Origin of the sequence: Niabella hirudinis, from assembly GCF_051201075.1 — a bacterium.
Classification (GTDB): Bacteria; Bacteroidota; Bacteroidia; order Chitinophagales; family Chitinophagaceae; genus Niabella; species Niabella hirudinis.
This window is the reverse complement of record NZ_JBPEHJ010000002.1, coordinates 648517-673325: the sequence shown is the minus strand read 5'-3', so window position 1 is coordinate 673325 and position 24809 is coordinate 648517. Positions and strand designations below refer to the sequence as shown.

General features: G+C 46.2%; 22 protein-coding genes. 13 read left to right on the top strand and 9 right to left on the bottom strand.

Annotated features, from left to right (window positions below; all coding sequences use genetic code 11):
* Nucleotides 1-30 precede the first annotated feature (30 nt).
* Nucleotides 31-1155 carry a cyclic dehypoxanthinyl futalosine synthase gene (mqnC, locus tag GGU45_RS06325; RefSeq protein ID WP_435223035.1) on the bottom strand — a complete coding sequence of 375 codons (1125 nt, stop codon included), beginning with the start codon at nucleotides 1153-1155 and terminating at the stop codon, nucleotides 31-33.
* A 350-nt stretch (nucleotides 1156-1505) separates the two neighbouring features.
* Here mqnC and GGU45_RS06320 point away from each other — a divergent pair, with 350 nt between their 5' ends.
* The 7 genes from GGU45_RS06320 to GGU45_RS06290 all read left to right on the top strand — a co-directional run bounded on the left by GGU45_RS06320 (nucleotide 1506) and on the right by GGU45_RS06290 (nucleotide 9384).
* Nucleotides 1506-1874, top strand: coding sequence for a HesB/IscA family protein (locus tag GGU45_RS06320; protein WP_435223033.1), 369 nt, complete (start codon nucleotides 1506-1508; stop codon nucleotides 1872-1874).
* 37 nt (nucleotides 1875-1911) lie between these two features.
* Nucleotides 1912-2883, top strand: a complete 972-nt coding sequence (locus tag GGU45_RS06315; protein WP_435223032.1) for a TerC/Alx family metal homeostasis membrane protein — start codon at nucleotides 1912-1914, stop codon at nucleotides 2881-2883.
* 2 nt (nucleotides 2884-2885) lie between these two features.
* Complete coding sequence (locus GGU45_RS06310; RefSeq protein WP_435223030.1) at nucleotides 2886-5369, top strand: bifunctional UDP-N-acetylmuramoyl-tripeptide:D-alanyl-D-alanine ligase/alanine racemase; 2484 nt, start codon at nucleotides 2886-2888, stop codon at nucleotides 5367-5369.
* Nucleotides 5370-5507: 138 nt separating this feature from the next.
* On the top strand, nucleotides 5508-6872 hold the full coding sequence (locus tag GGU45_RS06305) for a phosphatase PAP2 family protein (protein WP_435223028.1): 1365 nt from the start codon (nucleotides 5508-5510) through the stop codon (nucleotides 6870-6872).
* A gap of 118 nt (nucleotides 6873-6990) precedes the next feature.
* Nucleotides 6991-7710, top strand: coding sequence for a lipoprotein signal peptidase (locus tag GGU45_RS06300; RefSeq protein WP_435223026.1), 720 nt, complete (start codon nucleotides 6991-6993; stop codon nucleotides 7708-7710).
* 10 nt (nucleotides 7711-7720) lie between these two features.
* Nucleotides 7721-8080, top strand: a complete 360-nt coding sequence (locus GGU45_RS06295) for a DUF6370 family protein (RefSeq protein WP_435223024.1) — start codon at nucleotides 7721-7723, stop codon at nucleotides 8078-8080.
* A gap of 167 nt (nucleotides 8081-8247) precedes the next feature.
* Nucleotides 8248-9384 carry a Fic family protein gene (locus GGU45_RS06290; RefSeq protein ID WP_435223022.1) on the top strand — a complete coding sequence of 379 codons (1137 nt, stop codon included), beginning with the start codon at nucleotides 8248-8250 and terminating at the stop codon, nucleotides 9382-9384.
* 136 nt (nucleotides 9385-9520) lie between these two features.
* On the opposite strand, the gene fumC is transcribed toward GGU45_RS06290, so the two are convergent.
* Complete coding sequence (gene fumC / locus GGU45_RS06285; RefSeq protein ID WP_435223020.1) at nucleotides 9521-10918, bottom strand: class II fumarate hydratase; 1398 nt, start codon at nucleotides 10916-10918, stop codon at nucleotides 9521-9523.
* Nucleotides 10919-11161: 243 nt separating this feature from the next.
* Between fumC and GGU45_RS06280 the strand changes: the two genes are divergently transcribed.
* The gene (locus GGU45_RS06280; protein ID WP_435223019.1) at nucleotides 11162-12169 is read left to right on the top strand and encodes a WG repeat-containing protein; all 1008 of its coding nucleotides are present in this window, start codon (nucleotides 11162-11164) and stop codon (nucleotides 12167-12169) included.
* A 236-nt stretch (nucleotides 12170-12405) separates the two neighbouring features.
* Here GGU45_RS06280 and GGU45_RS06275 read toward each other — a convergent pair whose 3' ends face one another.
* Nucleotides 12406-13185 (bottom strand): enoyl-CoA hydratase/isomerase family protein, encoded by a 780-nt coding sequence (locus GGU45_RS06275; RefSeq protein WP_435223017.1) that lies wholly within the window; start codon nucleotides 13183-13185, stop codon nucleotides 12406-12408.
* A 231-nt stretch (nucleotides 13186-13416) separates the two neighbouring features.
* On the opposite strand from GGU45_RS06275, the gene GGU45_RS06270 reads away from it, so the two are divergent.
* Nucleotides 13417-14886 (top strand): DUF1800 domain-containing protein, encoded by a 1470-nt coding sequence (locus tag GGU45_RS06270; protein ID WP_435223015.1) that lies wholly within the window; start codon nucleotides 13417-13419, stop codon nucleotides 14884-14886.
* A 10-nt stretch (nucleotides 14887-14896) separates the two neighbouring features.
* Complete coding sequence (locus GGU45_RS06265; protein WP_435223014.1) at nucleotides 14897-16150, top strand: DUF1501 domain-containing protein; 1254 nt, start codon at nucleotides 14897-14899, stop codon at nucleotides 16148-16150.
* A gap of 350 nt (nucleotides 16151-16500) precedes the next feature.
* On the opposite strand, the gene GGU45_RS06260 is transcribed toward GGU45_RS06265, so the two are convergent.
* From GGU45_RS06260 to mutY, 6 genes are all read right to left on the bottom strand, one after another.
* Nucleotides 16501-16728: a YtxH domain-containing protein gene (locus GGU45_RS06260; RefSeq protein ID WP_435223012.1), complete on the bottom strand. Its 228-nt coding sequence runs from the start codon at nucleotides 16726-16728 to the stop codon at nucleotides 16501-16503.
* A gap of 204 nt (nucleotides 16729-16932) precedes the next feature.
* On the bottom strand, nucleotides 16933-17682 hold the full coding sequence (locus GGU45_RS06255) for an ABC transporter ATP-binding protein (RefSeq protein WP_435223010.1): 750 nt from the start codon (nucleotides 17680-17682) through the stop codon (nucleotides 16933-16935).
* A gap of 9 nt (nucleotides 17683-17691) precedes the next feature.
* On the bottom strand, nucleotides 17692-18288 hold the full coding sequence (locus GGU45_RS06250; RefSeq protein ID WP_435223008.1) for a DUF3109 family protein: 597 nt from the start codon (nucleotides 18286-18288) through the stop codon (nucleotides 17692-17694).
* A 173-nt stretch (nucleotides 18289-18461) separates the two neighbouring features.
* Complete coding sequence (gldE, locus tag GGU45_RS06245; protein WP_435223006.1) at nucleotides 18462-19808, bottom strand: gliding motility-associated protein GldE; 1347 nt, start codon at nucleotides 19806-19808, stop codon at nucleotides 18462-18464.
* 17 nt (nucleotides 19809-19825) lie between these two features.
* Nucleotides 19826-20230, bottom strand: a complete 405-nt coding sequence (locus GGU45_RS06240; RefSeq protein WP_435223005.1) for a single-stranded DNA-binding protein — start codon at nucleotides 20228-20230, stop codon at nucleotides 19826-19828.
* 150 nt (nucleotides 20231-20380) lie between these two features.
* A complete protein-coding gene (mutY, locus tag GGU45_RS06235) occupies nucleotides 20381-21430 on the bottom strand; it encodes an A/G-specific adenine glycosylase (protein WP_435223003.1) in 1050 nt (349 codons plus the stop codon).
* A gap of 178 nt (nucleotides 21431-21608) precedes the next feature.
* On the opposite strand from mutY, the gene GGU45_RS06230 reads away from it, so the two are divergent.
* The 3 genes from GGU45_RS06230 to GGU45_RS06220 all read left to right on the top strand — a co-directional run bounded on the left by GGU45_RS06230 (nucleotide 21609) and on the right by GGU45_RS06220 (nucleotide 24757).
* Nucleotides 21609-21932, top strand: coding sequence for an HU family DNA-binding protein (locus tag GGU45_RS06230; RefSeq protein WP_435223001.1), 324 nt, complete (start codon nucleotides 21609-21611; stop codon nucleotides 21930-21932).
* A gap of 65 nt (nucleotides 21933-21997) precedes the next feature.
* A complete protein-coding gene (locus GGU45_RS06225; protein ID WP_435222999.1) occupies nucleotides 21998-22858 on the top strand; it encodes a tetratricopeptide repeat protein in 861 nt (286 codons plus the stop codon).
* A 345-nt stretch (nucleotides 22859-23203) separates the two neighbouring features.
* Complete coding sequence (locus GGU45_RS06220) at nucleotides 23204-24757, top strand: Rne/Rng family ribonuclease (protein ID WP_435222997.1); 1554 nt, start codon at nucleotides 23204-23206, stop codon at nucleotides 24755-24757.
* Nucleotides 24758-24809 lie beyond the last annotated feature (52 nt).

Genomic DNA, 24809 nt, shown 5'->3' with positions numbered 1-24809 from the left:
GGCGGTTCAAAAACTCACAGGTTTGCAGGTCTAATAATTAACCACCTGCTCCACAATAGCCTCCGGTATCTTGCGCCATTCGTATTTCTGTGTGCGGAGCTGTGGTTCAAAACCCGCTTCGCGGATAGCGTCCTGAATTGATTTATAAGTGAACCGGTGCGGAGCCCCGGCGGCACTTACAACATTTTCTTCGATCATGATGCTGCCAAAATCATTGGCCCCCGCATGCAGGCATGCCTGTGCGGTGGGTTTGCCCACGGTAAGCCAGGATGCCTGGATGTTTTTGATATTGGGGAGCATGATGCGGCTTAGCGCTACCATTTTAATATATTCATCTGCGGTGGTCAGGTTGTGCACGCCCCGTATCCGGGTAAGCAGGGTATCCACATCCTGAAAGGTCCAGGCAATAAAGGCCAGGAATCCGTTAGTGCCTTCGGGTTTGCGGCTTTGGACCTCCCGTATTTTTACCAGGTGCTCAAAGCGTTCTTCAATCGTTTCTACATGACCAAACATCATGGTAGCCGAAGTGGTAATATCCAGCTTATGTGCCTCGTGCATAATATCGAGCCATTCCTGAGCCCCGCATTTCCCCTTACTGATCAGACGCCGTACCCGGTCGATGAGTATTTCGGCCCCCGCGCCGGGCAGCGAATCAAGGCCGGCATTCTTCAGCGCCTGCAACACTTCCTTATGGGTGCTTTTTTCCAGCTTGGTTATGTGGGCCACTTCGGGCGGCCCCAGGGCATGCAAACGGATATCAGGAAACTCGGCTTTTATGGCCCTGAATGTATCCACATAAAACTGAAGACCCAGTTCGGGATGATGCCCGCCCTGCAACAGCAGTTGATCGCCGCCATATTTGACCGTTTCTTCAATTTTTTGCCGGTAGGTAGGCATATCCGTAATATAAGCTTCCGGATGCCCGGGAATACGGAAAAAATTACAAAACTTACAGTTGGCAATGCATACATTGGTGGTATTTACATTGCGATCGATTTGCCAGGTAACTTTTCCATGCGGTACCTGCTGTTTCCGCAGCTCATCGGCAATCAGCATCAGGTCCGAAAGAGGCGCCTGATGATAAAGAAAAACGCCTTCTTCCGCACTCAAAAATTCAAACGCTGCTGCTTTTTTATAGAGATCCTGTAATATCATAGACTTCAAAATAAAGTGCAAAAGTACGATACATCCTGCTAAAACGCTGGGTGCATAACATTTTTTACAATCCTTTTTTAACGCAAAGGACGCGGCGAATATGCAATGCCCGCAACGGTGGGTTACTATTAAATATCCTTGCGAACCTCGCGAATTCCTGGCGCACCTTGCGGTTGAAACCTGACTCCAGGGAGGTTTGTAAGAATGCTACGCACCCAAAACGCCTCCTGTTACCGGTTTGGCAAAAGCCTGTTTCTAAAGTATCTTTGCAAAGTAATAGCAGAAGTGACCCCGGCCGTGAACATTTATGCCGGGTATATTGTTATCGTTACTTCTAAATAACAGGTAAAATGGCAGAAACCATCAAAAATACAATACCCGGCAATATTTATGTAAGCGAAAGCGCAAAAACGCGCATCCGGGAGATCCTGGCCGAAAAAAAGACAGAAGCGGCGGCGGATGCGTATTTTTTACGGGTGAGCGTAGTAAGCGGAGGCTGCTCCGGTCTCAGCTATAAGCTGGATTTTGACAACCAGCAAAAACCAATGGACCAGGTTTTTGAAGATAACGATATAAAAGTGGTTACCGATATGAAGAGCCTGCTTTACCTTTTAGATACCACCCTTGAATTTTCCGATGGGTTGAATGGCAAAGGGTTTTATTTCAATAACCCCAACGCCTCCAGGACCTGCGCCTGTGGAGAGAGTTTTGCTGTTTAAATCGCCTCCGACAATCAAATAATAGAATATACAAATAATGACACAAGAACAGATCACTTACCTGGTTTTCGGGATTGTTATCGTATTGGCTTTAATCTTCGACCTGGGATTGATGAGTAAAAAAAACAAAGTGGTTACGATTAAACAGGCGCTGTTCCAGACCATTTTTTGGGTAGGCCTGTCCATGTGCTTCTTTGCATTTGTATGGTTTGAAGATGGTAAGATCCTTGCATTGGAGTATATCAGCGCTTACCTGATGGAGTGGAGCCTGAGCGTGGACAATATCTTTGTGTTCATCCTTATTTTTTCATCGTTTGCGGTAAAAGAAAAACATTTTGGGCGGGTATTGTTGCTGGGGATTTTAATGGCGATCCTGTTCCGTATTATATTTATAACCGTGGGCGTGGCACTGGTAGAGCGTTTTCATTTTGTGCTGTATATTTTTGGGGCCTTCCTGCTGTATACCGGTATCAAAATGTTTTCCTCGGGCGATGGTCAAGAAAAGGACCCCCATGATTATGCCATTTACAAATGGATCAAAAAAGTGATTCCGCTGGTGCCACACGATGGGGGGGGTAAGTTTTCGGTAATCGAAAACGGGAAAAAGAAATACACCATGCTTTTTGTGGTGGTGCTGATGCTGGCGGGCATCGATCTGGTATTTGCGTTGGATTCCATCCCGGCGGTCATGGGCATCTCCAGGCATCCAATGATCATTTATACCTCCAATATTTTTGCCGTACTGGGTCTGCGCTCCCTGTTCTTCCTGCTGAGAGGAGCTGTAAATAAATTTGATTATCTCCAGCAGGGGATTGCCATCGTGCTGGTATTTATCGGCGTTAAGATGCTTTGCGAGCACTGGATCAACCAATGGCTTAGCAAACAGCAGCAGGTAGGCATTTCGCTTGGTATTATTGTGTTGTGCATTGTGGGAAGTATCCTCTTTTCGATCTATAAGAAAAAAAAGGGCGTTCCTGATGAGGTAGAAGACGGCAGCATAAACTTATAACTGTGGCCGGCCACCCCTACTCCATAAACGAAATTGCCGGCTTGCTGGGCCTGGAACTGCCGGCAGGGTCGCCCGCAGGTATTGTTGATACGCTGCTTACAGACAGCCGGAAGCTGGTGGCGCCCGCAAGATCCTTATTCTTTGCCCTGGAAGGTCCGCAGCGCAACGGGCATGTTTTTATACCGGAATTGTACAAAAAAGGATTGCGGTATTTTGTGGTGGCCCAGCCGGTTGACGAAGCGGCCTTTCCCGATGCCGTTTTTCTACACGTAAGCGATACGCTGCAGGCGCTGCAACAGGTAGCCACGGCCCACCGCCACCGCCACCCGGCAACGGTAATTGGTATTACCGGCAGCAATGGAAAAACAGTGGTAAAGGAATGGCTGTACCAGCTGTTGCAACCCTATAAAAATATAGTAAGAAGCCCCAAAAGCTATAACTCTCAACTGGGCGTTCCGCTGAGCGTTTGGCAGATGAGCGCAGAAAATAACCTGGCCATTTTTGAAGCAGGGATTAGCCGGCCCGGTGAAATGGAGAAGCTGGAAACTATCATTGCGCCTACCATTGGGGTGCTAACAAATATTGGCCCGGCGCATAGTGAAGGATTCAGCAATGAGGCAGAAAAGCTTTCGGAGAAACTAAAGCTGTTCAAACACGTAAAAGTAATCATTGCCAATGGAGATCACCCCCTGATTGCCCGGGGCGTTCGCGCATACCCCGCAACTTTTTTTTCCTGGGGAAAACAGGCGCATAACGCCATTCAGGTAACGGGTATAATGGTAAAGGAAGCTTCCACCGCTCTTTATATAAAGGAAAAGGAGGGGCCACGCTTTGAAGTAACAATTCCGTTTACAGACCAGGCATCCATCGAAAATGCCATCACCTGCATAGCCGTACTGCGCTGGCTGCATACAGAACCCGCGTTGATTATTGCCGGTATGCAGGGATTGCAGCCGGTAAACATGCGTATGGAGTTCAAACAGGGGATCAACAATTGTATTGTGATCAATGACAGTTACAGTGCAGACCTGGGCTCCTTAACCGTAGCACTGGAATTTTTACAGCAGCAGGCCCGGGGAAAAATAAAAACAGTCATACTTTCGGATATCCCGGAAGGCAGCGGTGATGCGCAGCAGTTGTATCATACCATCCTGGAACAGCTGCGGCGGTATGGCGTTAACCGGTTGATTGGAATTGGAGAGCGGATACAGGCTTTTTTTTCACGGTTAGGGGCGCAGGATGTCTTACCGCAATGTTCCTTTTTTTTATCCACGAGGGAGTTTCTTGAAAAATTTCACAGCACGCAATACCATGATGAATATATATTGGTAAAGGGGGCGCGGCGGTTTGGCTTTGAGCGGATCGTAACCCTGCTGGAGCAGAAAGTGCATGAAACGGTATTAGAAATTAACCTTGATGCAGTTGCCTTTAACCTGAAAACAATACAACAGCGACTGAAGCCGGGCGTGAAGCTCATGGCGATGGTAAAAGCTTTTGGATATGGAAGCGGTGCGGCAGAAATTGCCAGTGTAATGGAGCTTCATAAGGCAGATTATCTGGGGGTGGCTTATGCCGATGAGGGCGTGGAGCTCCGCAAAGCCGGCATCGCTATGCCGGTGATGGTATTAAACACCGAGGCCAGCGCCTTTGATGCGCTCACCGATTATAACCTGGAACCGGATCTTTTTAGTTTTGAACTGCTCCGGGCTTTTGAACAACATGTAAAGAACTCCGGGTTCAAACATTACCCCATTCATATTGAAGTTGAAACCGGCATGAACCGGACGGGATTTGCCGTAAGCGATATGCCGGCCCTGGCCATGTATTTAAAGGATAATGAATGGCTCCGGGTGCAATCTGTTTTCTCGCACCTGGCCGCCAGCGAAGACAAAGTAGAGGATTCGTTCACCTTCCGGCAGTTCGATCTTCTGATGGAAGCAGCCGGTATGCTGGAAACGGAGCTGGGATATTCCTTTATTAAACATATAGCTAATACCTCGGCCATATTGCGTTTTCCCCAATTGCAATTGGATATGGTGCGGTTGGGCATCGGCCTGTATGGCATATCCGGTAATACAGAGGTACCATTGCAGACGGTGGCCACCTTAAAAACAACGGTTTCCCAGGTAAAAAAGATCCGGGAGGGCGAAACGGTGAGCTATAACCGGAGAGGCATTGCCAAAAAGGATTCCCTCATCGCCACCCTGCGGATCGGCTATGCCGATGGCTATTCGCGGCGGCTGGGCAACGGCGTAGGCAAAGTGTGGGTAAATGGTCAGCTGGCCCCGGTAATAGGAACTGTTTGTATGGACATGACGATGATTGATATTACCCATATCCCGGGTGTAAAAGAGGGCGATGATGTAATTGTTTTTGGTGCGCCCGTACCGGTGCAGCAGCTGGCCGAGTGGACGGGTACGATTCCCTATGAGATCATGACCGGTATTTCGCAAAGAGTAACGCGGGTTTATTATGGAGAAGGGTAAATCATTTTCCCTACTTTCGCAATGGTCTTAAAAAGACCGGAACTTTCAATTGCCGTAGCAGAAAATTGCGTGTTGCCCTAACCGGATGCGAAGAATGAAAAGGCAAAATCCCGCTGCTCCTGCTTTAAAACCATGTGAATGAGCTTATTTGGAAAGCATGTTTTTGTGATCCTGGCCTGTTTGTATTGCGCAGTTTCCGCAAAGGCGCAGCGGGAAATGTTGGACAGTGTTTTCCGGAGCCCGGAACGGAAACCTTTTTTTGAAAAACAGGCCATGGAGATTGGTTTTGCCCCGGCCCTGTTCCTGGCCGCTTCTGCCGCTACCTGGGGTGAGAAGAAAAGCATCAGGGAAGTGCGGAACCGCTACCTGCCCGGTTTTAAGCATACCTTCGATAACTATGCGCAATACCTTCCCGCTGCTACCACCTTTGGTTTAAAGTTTGCCGGGGTTAAGGGAAGGAACAAGCTGCTGCGCAGCGCCTTTTCCTACGGGGCAAGTGTTGCCATAATGGGGGTGCTGGTAAATGGAATAAAATATACCGCAAAAGTAGAGCGCCCGGATGGTACAGCTAAAAACTCGTTTCCCTCTGGTCACACGGCTATGGCGTTTGCGAATGCTACATTTATGCACAAGGAATACGGGCTGGTAAATCCTTCATACAGTATTGCCGGATACGGCACCGCTACATTCACCGGCATTGCCCGTGGGTTGAACAACCGGCACTGGTTTCCGGATATTCTTGCCGGTGCCGGCATCGGTATCTTATCTACCCAGTTGGGTTATTTTTTTATAGACCGGATCTATAAAAACAAAGGCGATAATCTGAACAGCCTGCCGTATAAACGAGGTGGCGCAAGCCCTTCGTTCCTTGCTATCAAATGGGGATATGCCAACGCTACCCATAACCTGGTAAAAAACCTGGAAATCAATGCATCCTCCAAGCTGGGTTTTGAGGCCGGGCTGGAGGGCGCCTGGTTTATGAACAAGAACTGGGGTATTGGGGGCGATCTTTCATTTGTAAGCTTTCCCATCACCGCATCGCAGCTCTATACACCGGGTGCAGAAGACCCGGCTTACCGCAATGTTGAATTCCTGACCCAGTCGATCGGCGCCGGGAATATTTCCGTAGGGCCCTATTATGCACTGCACATTGCTGATCGCTGGCAAATGATGTTTAAAGCACATTATGGTTATTCTTTTGGATCGAGAGGTACTATTTCCGTAAGATCAAAAATACAGAATGCTCCGGGCGGCCAGCAGGAACTGGCGGCTTACAGGCCTTCCAATACCTCCCGGGTTAGTACGGGTGGCGCGCTTACCTATAAGTTGAACAGCCGGCTGGGGGCCACCGGGTATGCAGATTATCATTATTCGAACCCGGTTTTTAACTATACTTTTAATGAGAAGATTGTTAATATGGGGCCGGAGTTTAGCGGCAGGGTGCTTATGCGCAATAATATGGACTATGTGGCACTGGGGGTTAGGCTAACAGCTTATTTTTAAAAATATTGAATGTAAAATGCAGCAGTGGCGCTGAATTTCCTTCGGGATACTCTTTTACTGCTACATTTGATATTTTACATTGGTTATTTTAAATTCACCGAAGTATATTTGCTTCCGCATGAAAGCAGGAAAATTAAGCACAGCAATCGGGATCATACTGTTGGTTTTATTGGTAGACCAGGTGGTCAAGATTTATATAAAAACACACTATCCGATAGGAGAAGTAACCCGCATTTTTGGAATGAACTGGGCGCGGCTGCACTTTATCGAAAACTCGGGGATGGCCTGGGGCTGGAAGTTTGGCAACGAGGCCGGAAAGGTAACCCTCACCCTCTTCAGGCTGGCTGCCGTCATCTTCGGATCCTTCCTGCTGGTGCGGTTTGCCCGTGAAAAATATACCCGGGGGTTTATGATTTGTGTGGCCCTGATCTATGCCGGTGCGCTGGGCAACCTGATCGACAGTATGTTCTATGGGATGATTTTTGATAAAGGCCTGCATTTTGATCCGGCTTTTGGCGACTATATAGGCTATGACGGCATAGCCAAAATGGGCGGCAAGGGATATGCTTCCTTCCTGCATGGAAGTGTGGTGGACATGTTGTACTTTCCCATGGTAAAAACCCATTACCCTTCCTGGTTTCCCTGGGTAGGGGGGCAACCCTTTGAGTTTTTTGCACCCATTTTTAATATAGCGGATATGGCTATTTCTACCGGTGTGATCGCGCTGCTCGTTTTTCAAAAGAAATTCTACAGGAAGGTCGCCGGAACGGCTCAGACCAGCCCCGCCGGTGATGCTGTTGCTCATAATACAGGAAGTGAAGCATCGTCTGCCGAATAATACAGTACCAATGAGAACTACAATTTTTACCTTTTTTCTTGCGCTGGTGTTTTTTGGAGCACAGGGGCAGAGGGCGTCTAAATTAACAGCTCCGGACCCATCAAAAAAAATACAAGTGGTTGAGGCCGCCTGCGGTGAATGCCAGTTCGGAATGAAAGGGAAAAGCTGCGATCTGGCCATAAAGATCGATGGCAAATCCTATTTTGTGGATGGCACTTCTATTGATGACCATGGAGATGCCCACGCCAAAGATGGATTTTGCAACAAGGTGCGGAAGGCGGAGGTTCAGGGCGAAGTGGTGAACGGCCGGTTTCAGGCTACTTATTTCAAATTGCTGAACGAAAAGAAAAGCAGGCGTTTAAAAAAATAATGCGGGCGACTTATTGCATAAATTTGACCAATCAAACTTAAACAGCTTCCAAAAAGTAAAATAATCCCAGTTGTTATTTTACTTTTATTGCTAAAAAGTAAAATAATCTCATTTGTTATTTTACTTTTATTGTATTTTTGTACAATAATTTTTTCATCATTGTACTTATGGATCAATTTCAAGCAGGAAGCTATATACAGCAGGGTTATTACAAAAGTTTTCAGCCTGTTTTCATCAATCGAAGCTGGGAAATAACGGATATGCAGGTGCTACAGCTCCTGTCCCGCGCAGACCGGCAATTGGGCCGGTTGGATATGTATTCTGAATACGTGAATATAGAATTGTTTATCCGTATGCATATTGCCAAGGAAGCTACACAATCTTCTAAAATAGAGGGAACTCAAACCAATATTGAGGAGGCTTTTTTGCCCAAAGAGGAGATCGGCAATGAAAAGCGGGACGATTGGGAAGAAGTACAAAATTATATCGCTGCCATGAACGAGGCGGTGGGGCTGTTGCATAGCTTGCCGTTTTCTTCCCGGCTCATACGGCAAGCACATAAGGTGTTGTTGAAGGGCGTACGAGGTACCCATAAACAACCGGGAGAATACAGAAGATCTCAAAACTGGATCGGCGGCGCTACCATTAATGATGCGGTTTTTGTGCCGCCGGTACAGCACTCCATTGATGCATTGATGGGTGACCTGGAAAAGTTTGCCAATGATGAATTGAATCCATTACCTGATCTGCTGAAGATCGCCCTGATCCATTACCAATTTGAAACGATTCACCCCTTCCTGGATGGAAATGGAAGGGTTGGCCGCCTGTTAATTACGCTTTACCTGGTAAGCAAGGGCATTTTAAAACAACCAATCCTGTATCTCTCTGATTTTTTTGAACGTAACCGGATGCTTTATTATGACAACCTGATGCGGGTACGTATGCATAACGACATCAATCAATGGTTAAAATTTTTTCTTACCGGCATCATCGAAACGGCAAAAAGCGGAGTTGCAACATTTGATGGTATCCTGCAATTACAAAAGGCCATTGATCAAAAATTGAAGGATGTGGGTGTACGAAGCGGAGATGCCTATAAGGTAGTGAATTATATGTACTCGCAGCCGATCTTAAATGCACAAACGATGGGCGCTGTAATTAACAAACAGCCGAGGACTGCCTATAAAATGATTGAGCTGCTGGTAGATCTAAAAATTATAAAAGAAATTACCGGGGGGCAAAGAGGAAAATTGTATGCTTTTGAAGGGTACCTTCAATTATTCGAAAGCAATAAAGACGACTAACTTATAAGATAGTAATATACAAACAATAAAGAGAAAACCGCCTTCACTTATGGCGGTTTTCTCTTTGCAAAAATCGCGGTAGGCCTGGTTCCCGTTGAGGTGTATCTTACAAGAAACTGCTCAACGGCAGGTTCCGTTAAATTTTTCCCACCATTTTGGCCGGTATCACCCACTCGTCAAATTCCTTGTCGGTAAGATAGCCCAGCTTAACGGCCATTGCCTTCAGTGTGGTATTTTCTTTATGTGCCTTTTGAGCAATTTCCGCGGCTTTATAATACCCGATCTTTGGATTAAGAGCCGTTACCAGCATCAGCGAATTATCCAGGTGCTTTTTAATATTTTCCTCGATCGGTTTTAACCCCACGGCACATTTATCATTAAAGGATACACAGCCATCCCCGATCAGGCGGGCGCTATGGAGGAAATTATAGATCATTACCGGTTTAAACACATTCAGCTCAAAATGGCCGGTGGCACCGCCAATATTGATGGCTACATCATTTCCCATTACCTGTGCAGCGATCATGGTAAGCGCCTCACATTGTGTAGGGTTCACCTTTCCGGGCATGATGGAAGAGCCGGGTTCGTTGTCCGGAATAAACAGCTCGCCAATGCCGCTGCGCGGACCGGAGGACAGCATACGGATATCGTTGGCAATCTTCATCAGGCTTACCGCTACGGTTTTCAGCGCACCATGGGCCTCCACAATAGCATCGTGTGCAGCAAGTGCCTCAAATTTATTTTCCGCCGTTTTAAAGGGAAGCCTGGTCAGTTTTGCAATTTCTGCGGCCACGTTCTTTGCATAGTCAGGAGGAGTATTGATACCGGTTCCAACGGCGGTACCGCCCAGAGCCAGTTCGGATAAATGAGGAAGGGTATTTTTTATGGCCTTCAGACCATGATTCAGTTGGGATACATACCCGCTTAGTTCCTGACCCAATGTTAAAGGTGTGGCATCCATAAAGTGGGTACGGCCGATCTTTACCACCTTCATAAATTGCTTGCTCTTTTTTTGCAGGGTATCTCTTAACTTTTCAATACCGGGAATGGTTACTTCAATCAGGATCTTATAGGCCGCAATATGCATTGCTGTGGGGAAAGTATCATTGCTGCTTTGCGATTTATTGACATCATCATTGGGATGCAGCACTTTTTCTTTATCGGTAAGCTGACCGCCGTTGATCACGTGCCCCCGGTAGGCGATCACTTCATTTACATTCATATTGCTTTGTGTTCCACTGCCGGTTTGCCACACTACCAGGGGAAAGCTATCGTCTAATTTCCCTTCCAGTATTTCATTGCAGACCTTTCCGATCAGGTCCGATTTTTTTTTGGTAAGCACTTTTGCTTTTGTATTGGTGATGGCAGCCGCTTTTTTCAGATAGGCAAAAGCCTTAATGATCTCCCTGGGCATCCGGTTGATGTCAGCGGCAATCTTAAAATTGTCGATCGAGCGTTGTGTTTGTGCACCGTAGAGCGCGTCTGCAGGCACTTTCACCTCGCCCATCGTGTCTTTTTCAATTCTGTACTCCATATTCATTTTTTAAGTTTGAGTTGCAACGGGCTGGCCAAAAAGTCTCTGCTGTCATGCTGAACTTGTTTCAGCATCTAAAGTGCAGTCTGACTGTTAATAGACTCTGAAACAAGTTCAGCATGACAATCTACTACAAACAGACTTTGTTGTCTGCCCATCGCTTGCCGCAAAGGTATTGGTAAATAAAGTTTATTTACCTTCAGTCCGGGTTTAAATGTAAAATCGGTGTAAAAAAAGAAAAGCATGAAGCGCATCCTGTTTTGTTCCTGTACCCTTATAGCCATTTCACTTCCTGCGTTGCTGCGGGCGCAGGGGCAGCGCTATTATTTTATGGATCCGAAAGATTCGTTGATCGGGGTGAAGGATGATAAGGGAAAGGTAATCATTCCTCCCCTGGGCAATCCCGTTTATGAGCCGCAGGATCTTAACGAGCCCATCACAGATTCCCTGATCTTTATTGGCGATTTTATTAATGACTATACCGGGGCCTCCGGTTCCTTCGGAAGTATGTACGATCGTAGCGGAACCTTTTTATACCGGCCGCTGGCCTATGATAACGGGCCCGATTACTTTGAAGAAGGATTGGCCCGCTGTGTACAGAAAGGAAAGGTAGGATTTGTAAACGAGCAGGGAAAAGTAGCCATCCGGCCGCAATGGGACTGGGTATCACCCTTCAACTACGGGTATGCATTGGCCTGCAATGGCTGTTATTGGGACCGCAGCAAGGACCCTGAACATCCGCCCATAGCGTATAAAGCAAATGCAAAAACCTTTTATATCAACCGGGAGGGGAAAACTGTTCAGCTGATGAAAAAGCGGAAAACAGAAAAGGATCTGCCTGTGGATGGGGGCTTCCTTCCTTATCCCTTTAAATATACAGCGGGGGAGCGAAAGATACTGGACGAGATGGGGGCGATGGAGGTACTGTCAAAGATCCGGAATGCCAATGCTGCTGCGAAGGCGGAGGGCAAGCAGGCCCGGCTGCAGTTTGAAATGGTTGGCCGCCCTTCTGCATTATCGCCCTATTACAAAATTCAAGGGTATAGCTACGGAAGCTTTGATAAAGAAGATCCCTTTCTTTTTTACCGCTCTCTTACCGGCGATTATTTTCATGCAGGATGGGATGGAAAAGACCGCGTACCTTATACGCAATGGTTGAAAGAGCAGCTGGAATCCTGTGCACAATACTTCAGCGATCACCCGGAAGCACCCAATAAATTTGATGTGGGCAAATACCTTGAGAAGTTGTAGGAGGAAAACCAGTTTCAGGTTTAAGGTTTCAGGTTGGATTCCGGTTTGTTACCCGGTGCCTAATGTCAGATCGTGAATTCGGAACGTAATCGACTGATAACTGAAAACTGATTGCTGAAAGTCGTTCCAGGTTTTCCCGAGGATCGGGTTAAAGTTCCAGGTTGGGTACCGTTGTAGTACTTGTTGTTGGATCTCCGGTCCCGGCGACAATTGACCGATCGCTGAATGCTGATAACTCAATTCCCGGTGAATTCCGCTTTCCGCTTTTCCATAAATGCCGCAATCCCTTCCCGGGCATCATGGGTAGCGATCAGTTTGCCAAAGTTTTCAGCTTCGTTGTCATAGCCGGCATTTCCCGGGGCATCTGCAAGATTGGCGGCTTCTATACATGCGGCAATGGCGAGAGGGGCCTTTGTGTTAATAACAGAAAGAACCGATTTTACTTCCGGGAGCAGCATAGCCTGGGGTACCACACGGTTCACCAACCCGTAATTAAAAGCCGTAACGGCGTCGATCATGGTTCCGGCTAATAATAGTTCCAGGGCCCTTCCCTTACCAATCAGTCGCGTCAGTCGCTGTGTACCGCCGTATCCCGGCAGCAAGCCAAGGTTTACTTCCGGCTGTCCGAACTTGGCGTTTTCACTGGCTACACGAAAATGACAGGCCATAGCCAGTTCGCAACCTCCGCCTAAAGCAAAGCCATTAACCGCTGCAACAACGGGCTTGGGTGCATGTTCGATCCGGCTGAACAGTTGCTGCCCCTTCCGCGCAAGTTCAACACCGGCAACGGTATCCAGCCCGGAGAATTCAGAAATGTCGGCACCGGCAATAAAGGCTTTTTCGCCGCTTCCCATAATGATCGCCGCCTTTAGTGCCGGATCTGCAATAAAATCATCGATGATCAACGCCAGTTCTGCGAGCACGACCTGGTTCAGCGCATTCAATTTATCCGGCCGGTTAATGACGATGGTTAAGATCGCATCTTCAATGGAAGTTAAAATCGTCTGATAGCTCATAAGATCCTTTTTACAAATCTAAGATATAATTGTTCCAGGTTTTCCAGAGGATCGGGATAAAGTTTCACGTTCGTCCGCCCGAGCTTGCCGAGGGTGGTTTTCAGACCTGATATTCCATTTTCCCCATTTCCAAATTCTCACATTTTCACATTTTCAAATTCCCCCGGCACCTTTTTGGTACGTAATTTAAACTTTTCAGAATGTATGGGGTCAATAGTAAAAATGGTTGTGATGGCTTCCAGTCAAATAAAAAATCAGCATCTTTTATGGCGTGCGGGGTTTGGTCCGGCGGTAGAACAATTGCAGGACCTGGTAAAGTATACACCGCAGGAATATTATAAGGCCCTGGTAAAAGCATCGGCCGGGGAACCCAGGTATATCAATATCGCCAGCGATGATCTGCTGCAACTTTACGAATCCTACCTGGCTCCCGGAAAAAGGGGGCGGCTGACGGCGGATGACCGCAGGATACTGAACAGGAAACAACAGGCAGCCGTAAAGGATCTGAACCTGTATTGGTTGAAGGAAATGATCGCCAGTTCGGGACAACTGCGCGAAAAAATGGCTTATTTCTGGCATGGGCATTTTGCCTGCCGCAACCGCAACCTGTTTTACAACCAGCTTTTCTTGCATACCCTCCGGAAAAATGCATTGGGCGATTTCAGGGTATTGCTGAAAGAAGTATCGCAATCGGCGGCGATGCTTTATTTTCTGAACAACCAGCAAAATAAAAAAGGTCACCCCAATGAAAATTTTGCACGGGAAGTAATGGAGCTTTTTACACTGGGGCGTGGAAATTATACCGAAAACGATATCAAGGAGGGCGCCCGGGCGTTTACCGGCTGGACCGCCAACCCCCGGGGAGCATTTGTTTTCAATAAAAGACAGCACGATGACGGTGTTAAGAATTTCCTGGGCAAAAAAGGCAATTTCGATGGAAATGATATCCTCGATATTATCCTGGAAAAGCGGCATACCGCTACTTTTATTACTGAAAAAATCTACCGCTTTTTTGTGAACGATGAGGTTGATAAAGATCGGGTACAAGCGCTTTCGGAAGCTTTTTATAAGGATTATGATATTGGCAAACTGATGGAACGGATTTTTACGTCCGACTGGTTTTATGACGAAAAGCATATCGGCGCCCGCATCAAATCGCCGATAGAATTACTGGCCGGCATCCAGCGCATGGTGCCAATGCGGCTGGATAATGACAACGCGCTCATGAACCTGCAGCGCATTCTGGGGCAACAGCTGCTGTACCCGCCCAATGTAGCCGGATGGCCTGGTGGCAGATCCTGGATCGATAGCAGTACGCTGATGATGCGGCTGCGGATTCCGCAATTATTTAATGATAAGGACCAGATGAATGTAAAGCCTAAGCAGGACGATGATGTCATGATGGGACAAAAGACCGATGGAATGGCCAATATCCCGGCAAAACAAAAGGCAAAGCCCGCAAAGCCGGTGGCCGGTGCGGGATTGATCAATGCAAAGATCGACTGGCCTCAGTATGTAGACAAGTTTGAAAAAGTAAAAAGGGAAGCTATTTTTTCTACGATTTCAAACTACCTCTTCCAGGTAAATGCTGCCCGTGTAGATACTGTGGCAACAAAATATATCGACAGTGACAACCGGGATGCCTACATCAGGTCGGTAACCATCCAGTTAATGAGTACACCCGAATATCAACTGTGTTAAATTGAATGTTATGAACAAAAAGAGCGCATCCTTCTTCAATAAAAAAACGGCAAGTCCCGGTTTATTCATCAAACGGAAAGAGTTCATACAGTTGGGTTCCCTGGCTACAGCGTCATTGATGATGCCCAAGTTTTTAAAGGCGTTGGAAAGTAACGCCGCGGTGCCCGCCGGTAACAAAGTAGTGGTGGTGCTGCAATTGAGCGGTGGCAATGATGGTTTAAATACTGTAATACCGGTGCGCAATGATATTTATTACAAACTGCGACCGGGTTTGGGCGTACAGAAGAACAAGGCCCTTTCACTTACAGATGAAGTGGCGTTGCACCCTTCCCTGTCTGCATTAAAAGCTTTGTATGACGAGGGTAATATGGCCATCCTGAACAATGTAGGATACCCTAACCCCGATCGTTCACATTTCAGGAGCATGGATATCTGGCATTCTGCCAGCCAAAGCAGCGAGTACTGGAACAATGGCTGGATTGGCCGTTACCTGGATGCACAATGCCATGGCTGTGATAAACCTACACAGGCCCTTGAAGTGGATGACGTATTGAGCCTGGCACTAAAAGGGGAGCAGAATAATGCGCTGGCGGTAAAAGATCCGCGCCGCCTTTTTGGTACTTCCAATGAAAAATATTTCCGGGATATCAATAAAAATTACGGCGATGACCATCATGATGAAAAACCGGTCGATTACCTGTATAAGACCCTGTCAGAGACCTTGTCTTCCGCCGATTATATCTTTAAGCAAAGCCGGCTGCATCCCTCATCAGGCAGCTACCCCAATACTGATTTGGGCAGCGGGCTAAAAACGATTGCATCGCTTATTTTTTCTGATATCAACACAAAGGTCTATTATATTTCGCTGGGGAGTTTTGATACGCACGTAGGTCAGGATGCACAGCAGGGAAGGCTGTTCACCCAAATGAGTGAAGCCATTAAGTCTTTTACAGATGACTTGAAAAAGAATGGCCGGATGGAAGACGTACTGTTGTTCACCTTTTCGGAATTTGGAAGACGCGTGGCGCAGAACGCCAGCAATGGAACAGACCATGGTACGGCCAATAACATGTTCCTGATCAGCGGCGGGTTAAAACGAAAGGGGATCTTAAATGCTATGCCTGATCTTGAAGATCTGAACCAGGGCGACCTGAAATACAATGTTGATTTCAAGAGTGTTTATGCCACCATACTTGAAAAATGGCTGTCAGCGGACTCTTCCCGGATCCTGAAAGCCCGGTATAGTATGATGGATTTTATTTAAGGAAGACTCATCGCCACGAAGGCGCAAAGACTCAAAGAAACACAAAGGACGAATTAAGAATTGGTACGAGTTTTCTTGGGGTATAACATTCTTACAAACTTCTTTTGGAATGGCTTAAACCGCAAGGTTCGCCAGGAATACGCGAGGCTCGCAAAGCTATTTAACAGTAGCCTGCCGTTGCGGGCATTGCGGATTCGTTGCGTCCTTTGCGTTAAAAAAGGATTACAAAAAATGTTGTGCATCCGTTTTCTTCGTGCGTCTTAGAGCCTTAGTGACTTTGTGGCCAATGGCTTTAAAATAAAAGAGGCCGCTCTTTTTCAAGACAGCCTCCCTTCAAAAGCTATTTGCGATTAGACGTTTTCGGCCTTCAGATTCTGTGCTTCTTCATGCACATATTCTTCCAAATCATCGGTATGGTCCTCAAAGCGATTGGCAACACTATCGATAAAATCAGCAAACTGATCTTTAAGATCGTTTCCTTTATCGGCAATACGCCTTCGGGTAGCCGTTCCTTTATCCGGGGCGTATAAAACACCAACAATGAGGCCAAGGGCAAAACCTGTAATGAGCTTATTCATAATATGTTGACTTTTAGGTTTAAAATTCGGGTCCTGATATAAAGGTACATAAATAACTATGCCAAAAAAAGCATTCCAGCCATTAAATAATGAGCCGTGCCGAACTTTCCCGTTACTATCATGCTGTTTGAAAGGCGTGTTCATGGTTAACGGACAGTGAAACAAAACGGCAGGCCGAAGACATGAAGGACACGCTGTTGAGGCTTAATCTCTGTATGCTCTTCCTGTAAGCTGAAGGAACAACCCTTCCAGTCCGTCCTGTCCATGCTGCTGCTTCAGTTCATCCAGTGTGCCCTGACTGATGATAGAGCCCCCATCGATGAGGGCTACTTCGGTACAGAGGTCTTCCGCTTCTTTTAACTGATGCGAGGTATAAATAAGAGTGGTTCCGTTCCGGTTGATTTCTTTAAGATAACCGATGATGGCATTGCGCGATTGTACATCCACACCCACGGTGGGTTCATCCAGGAACAACACGCGGGGATTGTTCATAACCCCAATGGCAAGATTGACTCTTCGTTTCATTCCGCCCGAGAACTCTTTAAGGGGCTTATCGGCTACATGATGTAGCCCCATTACTTTTAGCAGGGTTGTTGTGGCTTCGCCAATCTGCCGGCTGTTAAGCCCATACCAGGCGCCAAAGAACTCCAGGTTTTCTGCGGGTGTAAGCTCTTCATAAAAAGAAAAATCCTGGGGCACAAACCCGATCGTATTTTTAACAAAGCGGCCGTTATTTTTTATTTCTTTTCCAAACAGCTGTATAGAGCCCTGTGCATAAGGGAGCAGACCGGTCATTAAACTCATGAGGGTGGTTTTGCCCGCGCCGTTGGGGCCAAACAAGCCAAACCGGCTGCCTTCCTTTACCACCAGGCCCAGCTGCCGGATCACCGGCTGTGCCACGCGCTTATAGGCATACCCCAGGTTTTGTATATGTAAAGCATCTTCGTTCAACATACTTGTGACTTATTCTGCTGTGGGATCATCATTTTTTGTGGCGATCTGGTCCAGTACTTCATAAAATTCCTGTCCGTATTTGCGGGTGATGGGCTCTTTCAGGAATTTATATACGGGCACCTGCAATGATTTGCCCAGCTTGCATGCGGGGCTGCACATTTTTTTGCGCGGCTCGTAATTTAACCGCTCATAATCGCCGTGTTTTCCTCTATAGGCGATGATGGGATACAGGTGACAGCTAATCGGTTTTTTCCAGGGGATCTTTCCTTCGTTATAGGCCTGTTCAAAGGCACATTTGATCAGTCCGCCCGCCTCGCGGAAGGCATATACGCAAATCTCATTGTCGCTGGGAAGGGTAGGCGTTACCCAGCCAAACTCATCATCATAAACGTACTTGCCTTTTTTTTCAATCTCAGCAATAGCGGCTTCCGGAAGGTAAGGCTTCACCACTTCATAGTATTGGTTTACCTGCTTCAGTTCGTCTTCTTCAAGCGGAGCGCCGGCATCGCCGTCTTCGCAGCAGCCACCCTTGCATTTGGACAGGTCGCATACAAATTGCTTCTCAATCACATCATCGCTGATGAGTTTATTATCAATAACGATCACTTCAGTTTTTTTGCAAAATTAAGCGCCCCGGCCGGGTGCAGCAATTATTTTACGGACACAGCCGGTTTTTTTTCGCGGATTCCATTAAAAGATTCTATGCTTCGGTAAATTTGTGTTCCCATGGTTCATATCGGGCCGGAAAATAACCACCCCCACTGTTTTTATGGACGATTTTACTTGCTGCCAATATCCCGGTTAATAGTCACTTTTGCGGTCTTGACCCGGTTTTTTTCCGTTTCCATTACTGTAAATTCAAAGTCGCCGGTCTGCACCACATCACCGGCACGGGTAAGCTCTCCCGATAGTTCATTGATCAGCCCTCCAAGGGATTCGCTATCGCCCCGTACCTCATCAAAGGTTTCGATGGGTAGTTTTAGCGCTTTGCACATATCGTGCAGCATGGTGCGCCCCTCAAAAATATAATTGTTATCATCAATCTTGTTGATCAGCAGATCTTCATCGTCAAACTCATCCTTTACTTCGCCTACTACTTCTTCGATGATGTCTTCCATTGTAACAATACCGCTGGTTCCCCCAAACTCGTCTACTACTACTGCAAAATGAATACGCCTTTTCTGAAAATCCAGCAGCAGGTCCTCAATCAGCTTGGTCTCCGGCACAAAGTAAGGCGCCCGGATCCGGGTATGCCAGTCTTTAATGGGAGTGCCGTCATCCAGATAGGGCACCAGGTCCTTTATGTTTAAAACACCGGCAATTTCATCCAGACTGCTTTTGTACACAGGCAGCCTGGAATAGTGCAGTTCTCCAACCTGCCGGATCAGTTCCTCAAAAGGAGTATCGTATTTTATACCGCTTACATAAAGCCGGTTGCGCATAACTTTTTTAACCGATATTTTTCCAAACTTCACAATCCCCTTCATAATATTTTTTTCTTCCGGGGTTACTTCGTCCGTCTGGATATCGATGGTTTCATCAATTTGCTGGATATTGGTTTCCTCCACTTTATTAGCTCCAACTGTGCGGCCAAAACTATCGGCAAGGGCCACCGTCCACCGGCTGATCCTCCTCAGCAAAAGATAAATAGCTTCAACGATCATGATCAGCACCGGCCACTCAAATGCAAAACGCAGGTTGTTCTGGGTGGCCCAAACCCTTGGGAAAATTTCAACAAGAAAAAGAATGGCAAAGGCTATAACGGCAAACTTCAGGAAGATGCCCAAGACGGTATCCAGGTATTCAGCCGGTACGTAGTAGTTGATAAGATAATTGGCCAGAACGATCGTACAGATGTTCACCAGTGTTTTTGCAATGAGCATGGAAGTAAATACTTCCTTGGGCTCCTCCAGCAAATTAAGGATCCTTTTTGCGGAGGGCTGCTGTTTGGTCTTTAATACATCAATATCCTTTTCATCCAGTGAAAAGATGGCAGCCTGTGAACCTGCAATAGAAAAGGAGATGATGACCAGCACTACCAGTGCGGCTACCAATAATGTTGCATTCTGTATGCCAACAGGCAACTGTCCCTGTATTACATCTGAAAAAACAAATAGGGTTCTCAAAGTTCGGGTTTAATATTTTAGAAGGAGTGTATATCAAATCCTTCAGTACTGGTGCCGCCGGAGTGCTCATCGGGCGAAGGTACCCCTTCCGTTTTTTTGTCAAGCATGATCAGGTTTTCTCCTACCACTTCCGTTACATACTTTTTGGTTCCATCCTTGTCTTCCCAACTGCGGGTGCGCAGCCGTCCTTCAATATAAACCAGGCTTGCCTTTCGCAGAAACTTCTGCGCCAGCTCCGCAAGTCCGCGCCACAATACAACGGTGTGCCATTCGGTTTGGGAGATTAGTTTTCCGGTGCGGTCTTTAAAGGTTTCTGTGGTAGCCAGCGGAAATTTTGCCACGGCAATATTGCCCTCCAATACCTGAACGTCCGGGTCTTTTCCTAAATTTCCAATCAGCATAACTCTATTAACGCCTCTCATAATATAAATTTTTCCTTATTTTTTGTTTACAGCTGCCACTGCATTGCTGAAAAACCGGTATCAGCAATTACAACTTATTCCCTGTATTCCCGATAAAATCCAACTAAAATTAATTTTTTTGACCGGATAAAAAAAATTAAGCAGGGGATTTCAGAAATTGTCGAGATGCTGCGTAATGGTACGGGGAAAAGGCAGTGTTTTCAGCGCCCTTGTTTTTTCCCAGCCGTAGCCTTCAAAACAGCCGCTCTTTTCCCTAAGCTGGTAAGAAATAAAAACGGATTGTATAAGCTGATGGCTCAGCTTTTGTGTATACACCGGGCTTATTGCCGTTTTAGTGTCTTTTTTGATCCAGCCTTTCCGGACGGCTTCCTGCATGATTTCCCCGGGCGGCGTTTGGGTGGTTTTTTCGATCAATGGAAACTCATACAAGTGCTGCCAGATGTCTTTGCCCAGCCGTTCCCTTACCGGTACGGTGGCCCGGTATACCGGTAGAAAAAAATAAAAGTAACGGGCACGTACGGCGGTCTTTTTTGTTTTTACCGGCAATAGTGTCACCAGATCTTCTTTGTAAGCAATACAGTGGTTTTGGAAAGGGCATTGTCTGCAGTTGGGGTTTGCGGGCATACAAACGGTGGCGCCAAAGTCCATAATGGCCTGGTTATAGGTGCCGGGAGCCTGCTTATCAAGCAGCTGCTCTGCCAGCCTGGTAATTATTTTTTTTCCCACGGTGGTATCAATGGGTTCCCGGATACCAAAAACCCTCGCCAGTACACGAAATACATTGCCATCAATAACTGCGTGAGGCAGGTTAAAGGCAAAGGAGGCAATGGCAGCTGCGGTATAAGGGCCAATACCTTTTAATTGCAGGATGGCCTCATAGCTGTCCGGAAAGCGGCCATTGTGTTCTTCGCTGATTTTCCGGGCCGTGATTATCAGGTTTTTACACCGGGAATAATAGCCCAGACCCTCCCAGAGTTTAAATACTTTTTTTTCATCGGCCTGTGCCAGGTCATGAACCGTCGGGAAATTATGAATAAAATTTTCATAATATTTTAGTCCTTGATCTACACGTGTTTGTTGCAATATAATTTCACTCAACCAGATCTTGTAGGGGTCTTTTACTCCCTTCCAGGGCATTTTTCTTTTGTTTCCAGTTCGGTTCCATTCCGTTAAATAACGTGAAAAAAGATTATGGATCAATTTTTTATGTATTAAATAGTGGCTGTTGTCAATTAAATTTAGTAAATTACCATAAAATTTTTCAATTTTATAAAATTTGGATTAATAATTGATTGTAAACTATTTATTAAAGTTTTGCACATTTATTGCAGTAACTTTATGTAACAGTAATCATTAAACTATCTTAATATCAGGAATTATGCGAAAAGCAGACTTAGTCAATAAGATCTCAGACAAAACCGGTATTCCAAAGGTTGATGTGCTTGTTACTTTGGAAACGATGTTCAAAGAAGTTAAGGACACCCTTTCTTCGGGCGAGAATATCTACATCAGGGGATTTGGCAGTTTTATTACAAAAAAGAGAGCTGCTAAGATCGGCCGGAATATCAAAAAGAATGTGGCGGTGCACATCCCCGAGCACTACATTCCTGCGTTTAAGCCTGCGAAGGAATTTACTGCCGAGGTAAAAAAACTCGTTGAGCCCAAACCAGACAATGGCCCCGGGGAAGATGCTGATGATTAGAATTACTGAAAAAAACTTCGTTTTGTAGCGGATTGCAGTTACCTTTGCCGTCCAATTAAGGACAGTTGAAGAAACCTCAGGTAATAACAATCGTTGTAGCAGCAGTGGCAGTAGTGCTATTGCTGGCCTTTGGACGTACCGTACCTAAGGCCGGTTCTAAACCTGTTGCTGAAACAAAGGCAGCAGATCATGATCACGAAGGGGCCGCCGGCGGTTTCTCCATTGATACAGTCCTGGCAACATCAAAAAAAGAACTTCCTGCCAACCAGGTATTGCGGCTCGATCTGCTGGAGCAAAGCATCACCCGCGGGGATGTAAAGAAGCAAAAACTGGAAGTATACCACCAGTTGGCGCATTTCTGGAAAGACACTGCAAAATCCTTTATTCCCTATGCCTGGTTTACTGCGGAATCCGCCAGGTTGGAAAATTCCGAAAAAAGTCTCAACTTTGCAGCCCAAATCTTTTTAAGCCAGCTGACCCAGGTAGAAAATGAGTCAACGCGTCATTGGATGGCAGAGCAGGCAAAAGATTTGTTTGAGAAGACATTGTCTGTAAATCCGGCCAATGATTCGGCCCAGGTGGGTTTGGGGGCCACGTATCTTTACGGGGGCATAGGCACCCCGATGGAAGGAATAGGAAAAATCAGAGCTGTTGTAGAAAAAGACAGTACCAATATTTATGCGCAGATGACCCTGGCCACGGCTTCCCTTATGAGTGGTCAGAAACAGAAAGCGCAGGAGCGATTGGAAACGGTCCTGAAACTGCAGCCTCAGAATATCCAGGCGATCTTAATGCTTGGAGACATATACGAAAAGGATGGTGATAAAGACCAGGCGGTACAGTGGTACTCAAAAGCTGTAAAGCTGGTACAAAGAGCGGATATCAGAACAGAGCTGGAGAAGCGGATTGAAGCATTGAAAAAGTAAAAATATTTAACAAAAGTTCATTTTAAAAAATTTATTGAGTATGCCTTGTGGTAAAAAAAGAAAACGTCATAAAATTGCGACACACAAACGTAAAAAAAGACTGAGAAAGAATCGTCATAAAAAAAGAAAGTAGGATACGTTTTTCTTTTAAGACATTTGAAAATAACAGGTAGTATTCTGTTGCTAATAGAAATTACCTGTTATTTCTTTGTTATTGGTCGGTTTTGAAATAATGATGTGAGCATACCCCATCCTGTTTGCTGCCATAAATAATATTTTGCCCTTCATTATTCTGCTAACCGTTTCTTTATAATACTTCAAGATGAGTACTCATGGTGGTTTCTCATGAATAAAGACCTTATTATTAATGCCACTCCTGCCGGGGTGGATATAGCCCTACTTGAGGATAATAAACTGGTAGAGCTGCATAGTGAAAAAACGGATTCCCGTTTTGCCGTGGGCGATCTTTACCTGGGTAAGGTAAAAAAACTAATGCCCGGCTTAAACGCTGCATTCATTGACCTGGGATATGAGAAGGATGCATTCCTGCATTATACAGACCTGAGCCCTTACGTAAAATCGCTGCTTAAATTTACACAGCTGGCGATGAACCAGGGTGGCGAACAGGCAATGGATTTTTCAAAATTTGAGATTGAGCCGGAGATTATTAAGACCGGCAAGATCACAGAAGTGCTGAGCGGAAAGCCACATATCCTTGTGCAGATCCTGAAAGAGCCTATTGCAGCCAAGGGCCCCCGTTTGAGTTGTGAACTTTCACTGCCCGGGCGGTATATTGTTATTACCCCCTTCAACAATATTGTAGCGGTTTCCAAAAAGATTCATTCCTCGGAAGAGCGCAAGCGCCTGCAGAAAATTGTAGAAGCAGTAAAGCCCAAAAACTTTGGGGTAATCGTTCGTACAGCAGCTGAGGGTAAAAATACGGCGGAACTGTATGAGGACCTGACCAACCTGGTAACCTCCTGGAAAACCATTGAGCAGAACCTGAAAGGAGCTGTAGCGCCTGCCAAAATCCTCAGCGAGCAAAATAAAACCAACAGTATTTTACGGGACCTGCTAAATGCAGACTTTAACCGTATTATCGTGAACTCCAAAAGCATCTTCGCAGAAACCAAGCAATACATCCAGAAGATAGCGCCGGAGAAGGCGGAAATCGTGTCGCTTTACCAAAGCCCCGGGGGCATCTTTGATTCATTTGGCATTACCAAACAGGTAAAAGCTTCTTTTGGAAAAACGGTGAACCTGAACAGCGGCGCCTACCTGATCATTGAACATACCGAGGCCCTGCACGTAATTGACGTAAACAGCGGCTACAAAAATGTGAGCAATAACCAGGAGCAAAACGCCCTGGCCACCAACCTGGAAGCTGCCGAGGAAATATCGCGGCAACTGCGGCTGCGTGATATTGGCGGCATTATCGTGGTGGATTTTATCGACATGAAACAGGCCGATAATAAACGGACCCTCTATGAAAAGATGGAGGAGTTTATGAAGGCGGACCGGGCAAGGCATTCGGTATTACCTATTTCAAAATTTGGTTTGATGCAGATTACCCGGCAGCGGATGCGGCCGGAGGTCAATATTAATACCCAGGAAACCTGCCCCACCTGCAACGGTACCGGAAAAATAGCTTCCTCCCTGATCCTTGAAGACGAGATCGAAAAAAATCTGAATTATCTGATTACCCATAAGCATAAAGATCTGAAGCTGGTGGTGAACCCCATCGTTTACGCCTACCTTACCAAGGGCTTCTGGTTTAACAGCAGGCTTGCAAAGTGGAATAAAAAATTTGGACAAAAGATAAAGCTGGAGCAGAACAGTACCTACCAGCTGGTAGAATACCGGTTTTTTAACAGCGAAGAAGAAGAGATCAAGATGTAGAAATTTAAAATATAGAAGTAAAGAAGATTTCAATCTTGCAGCGAACACTTCC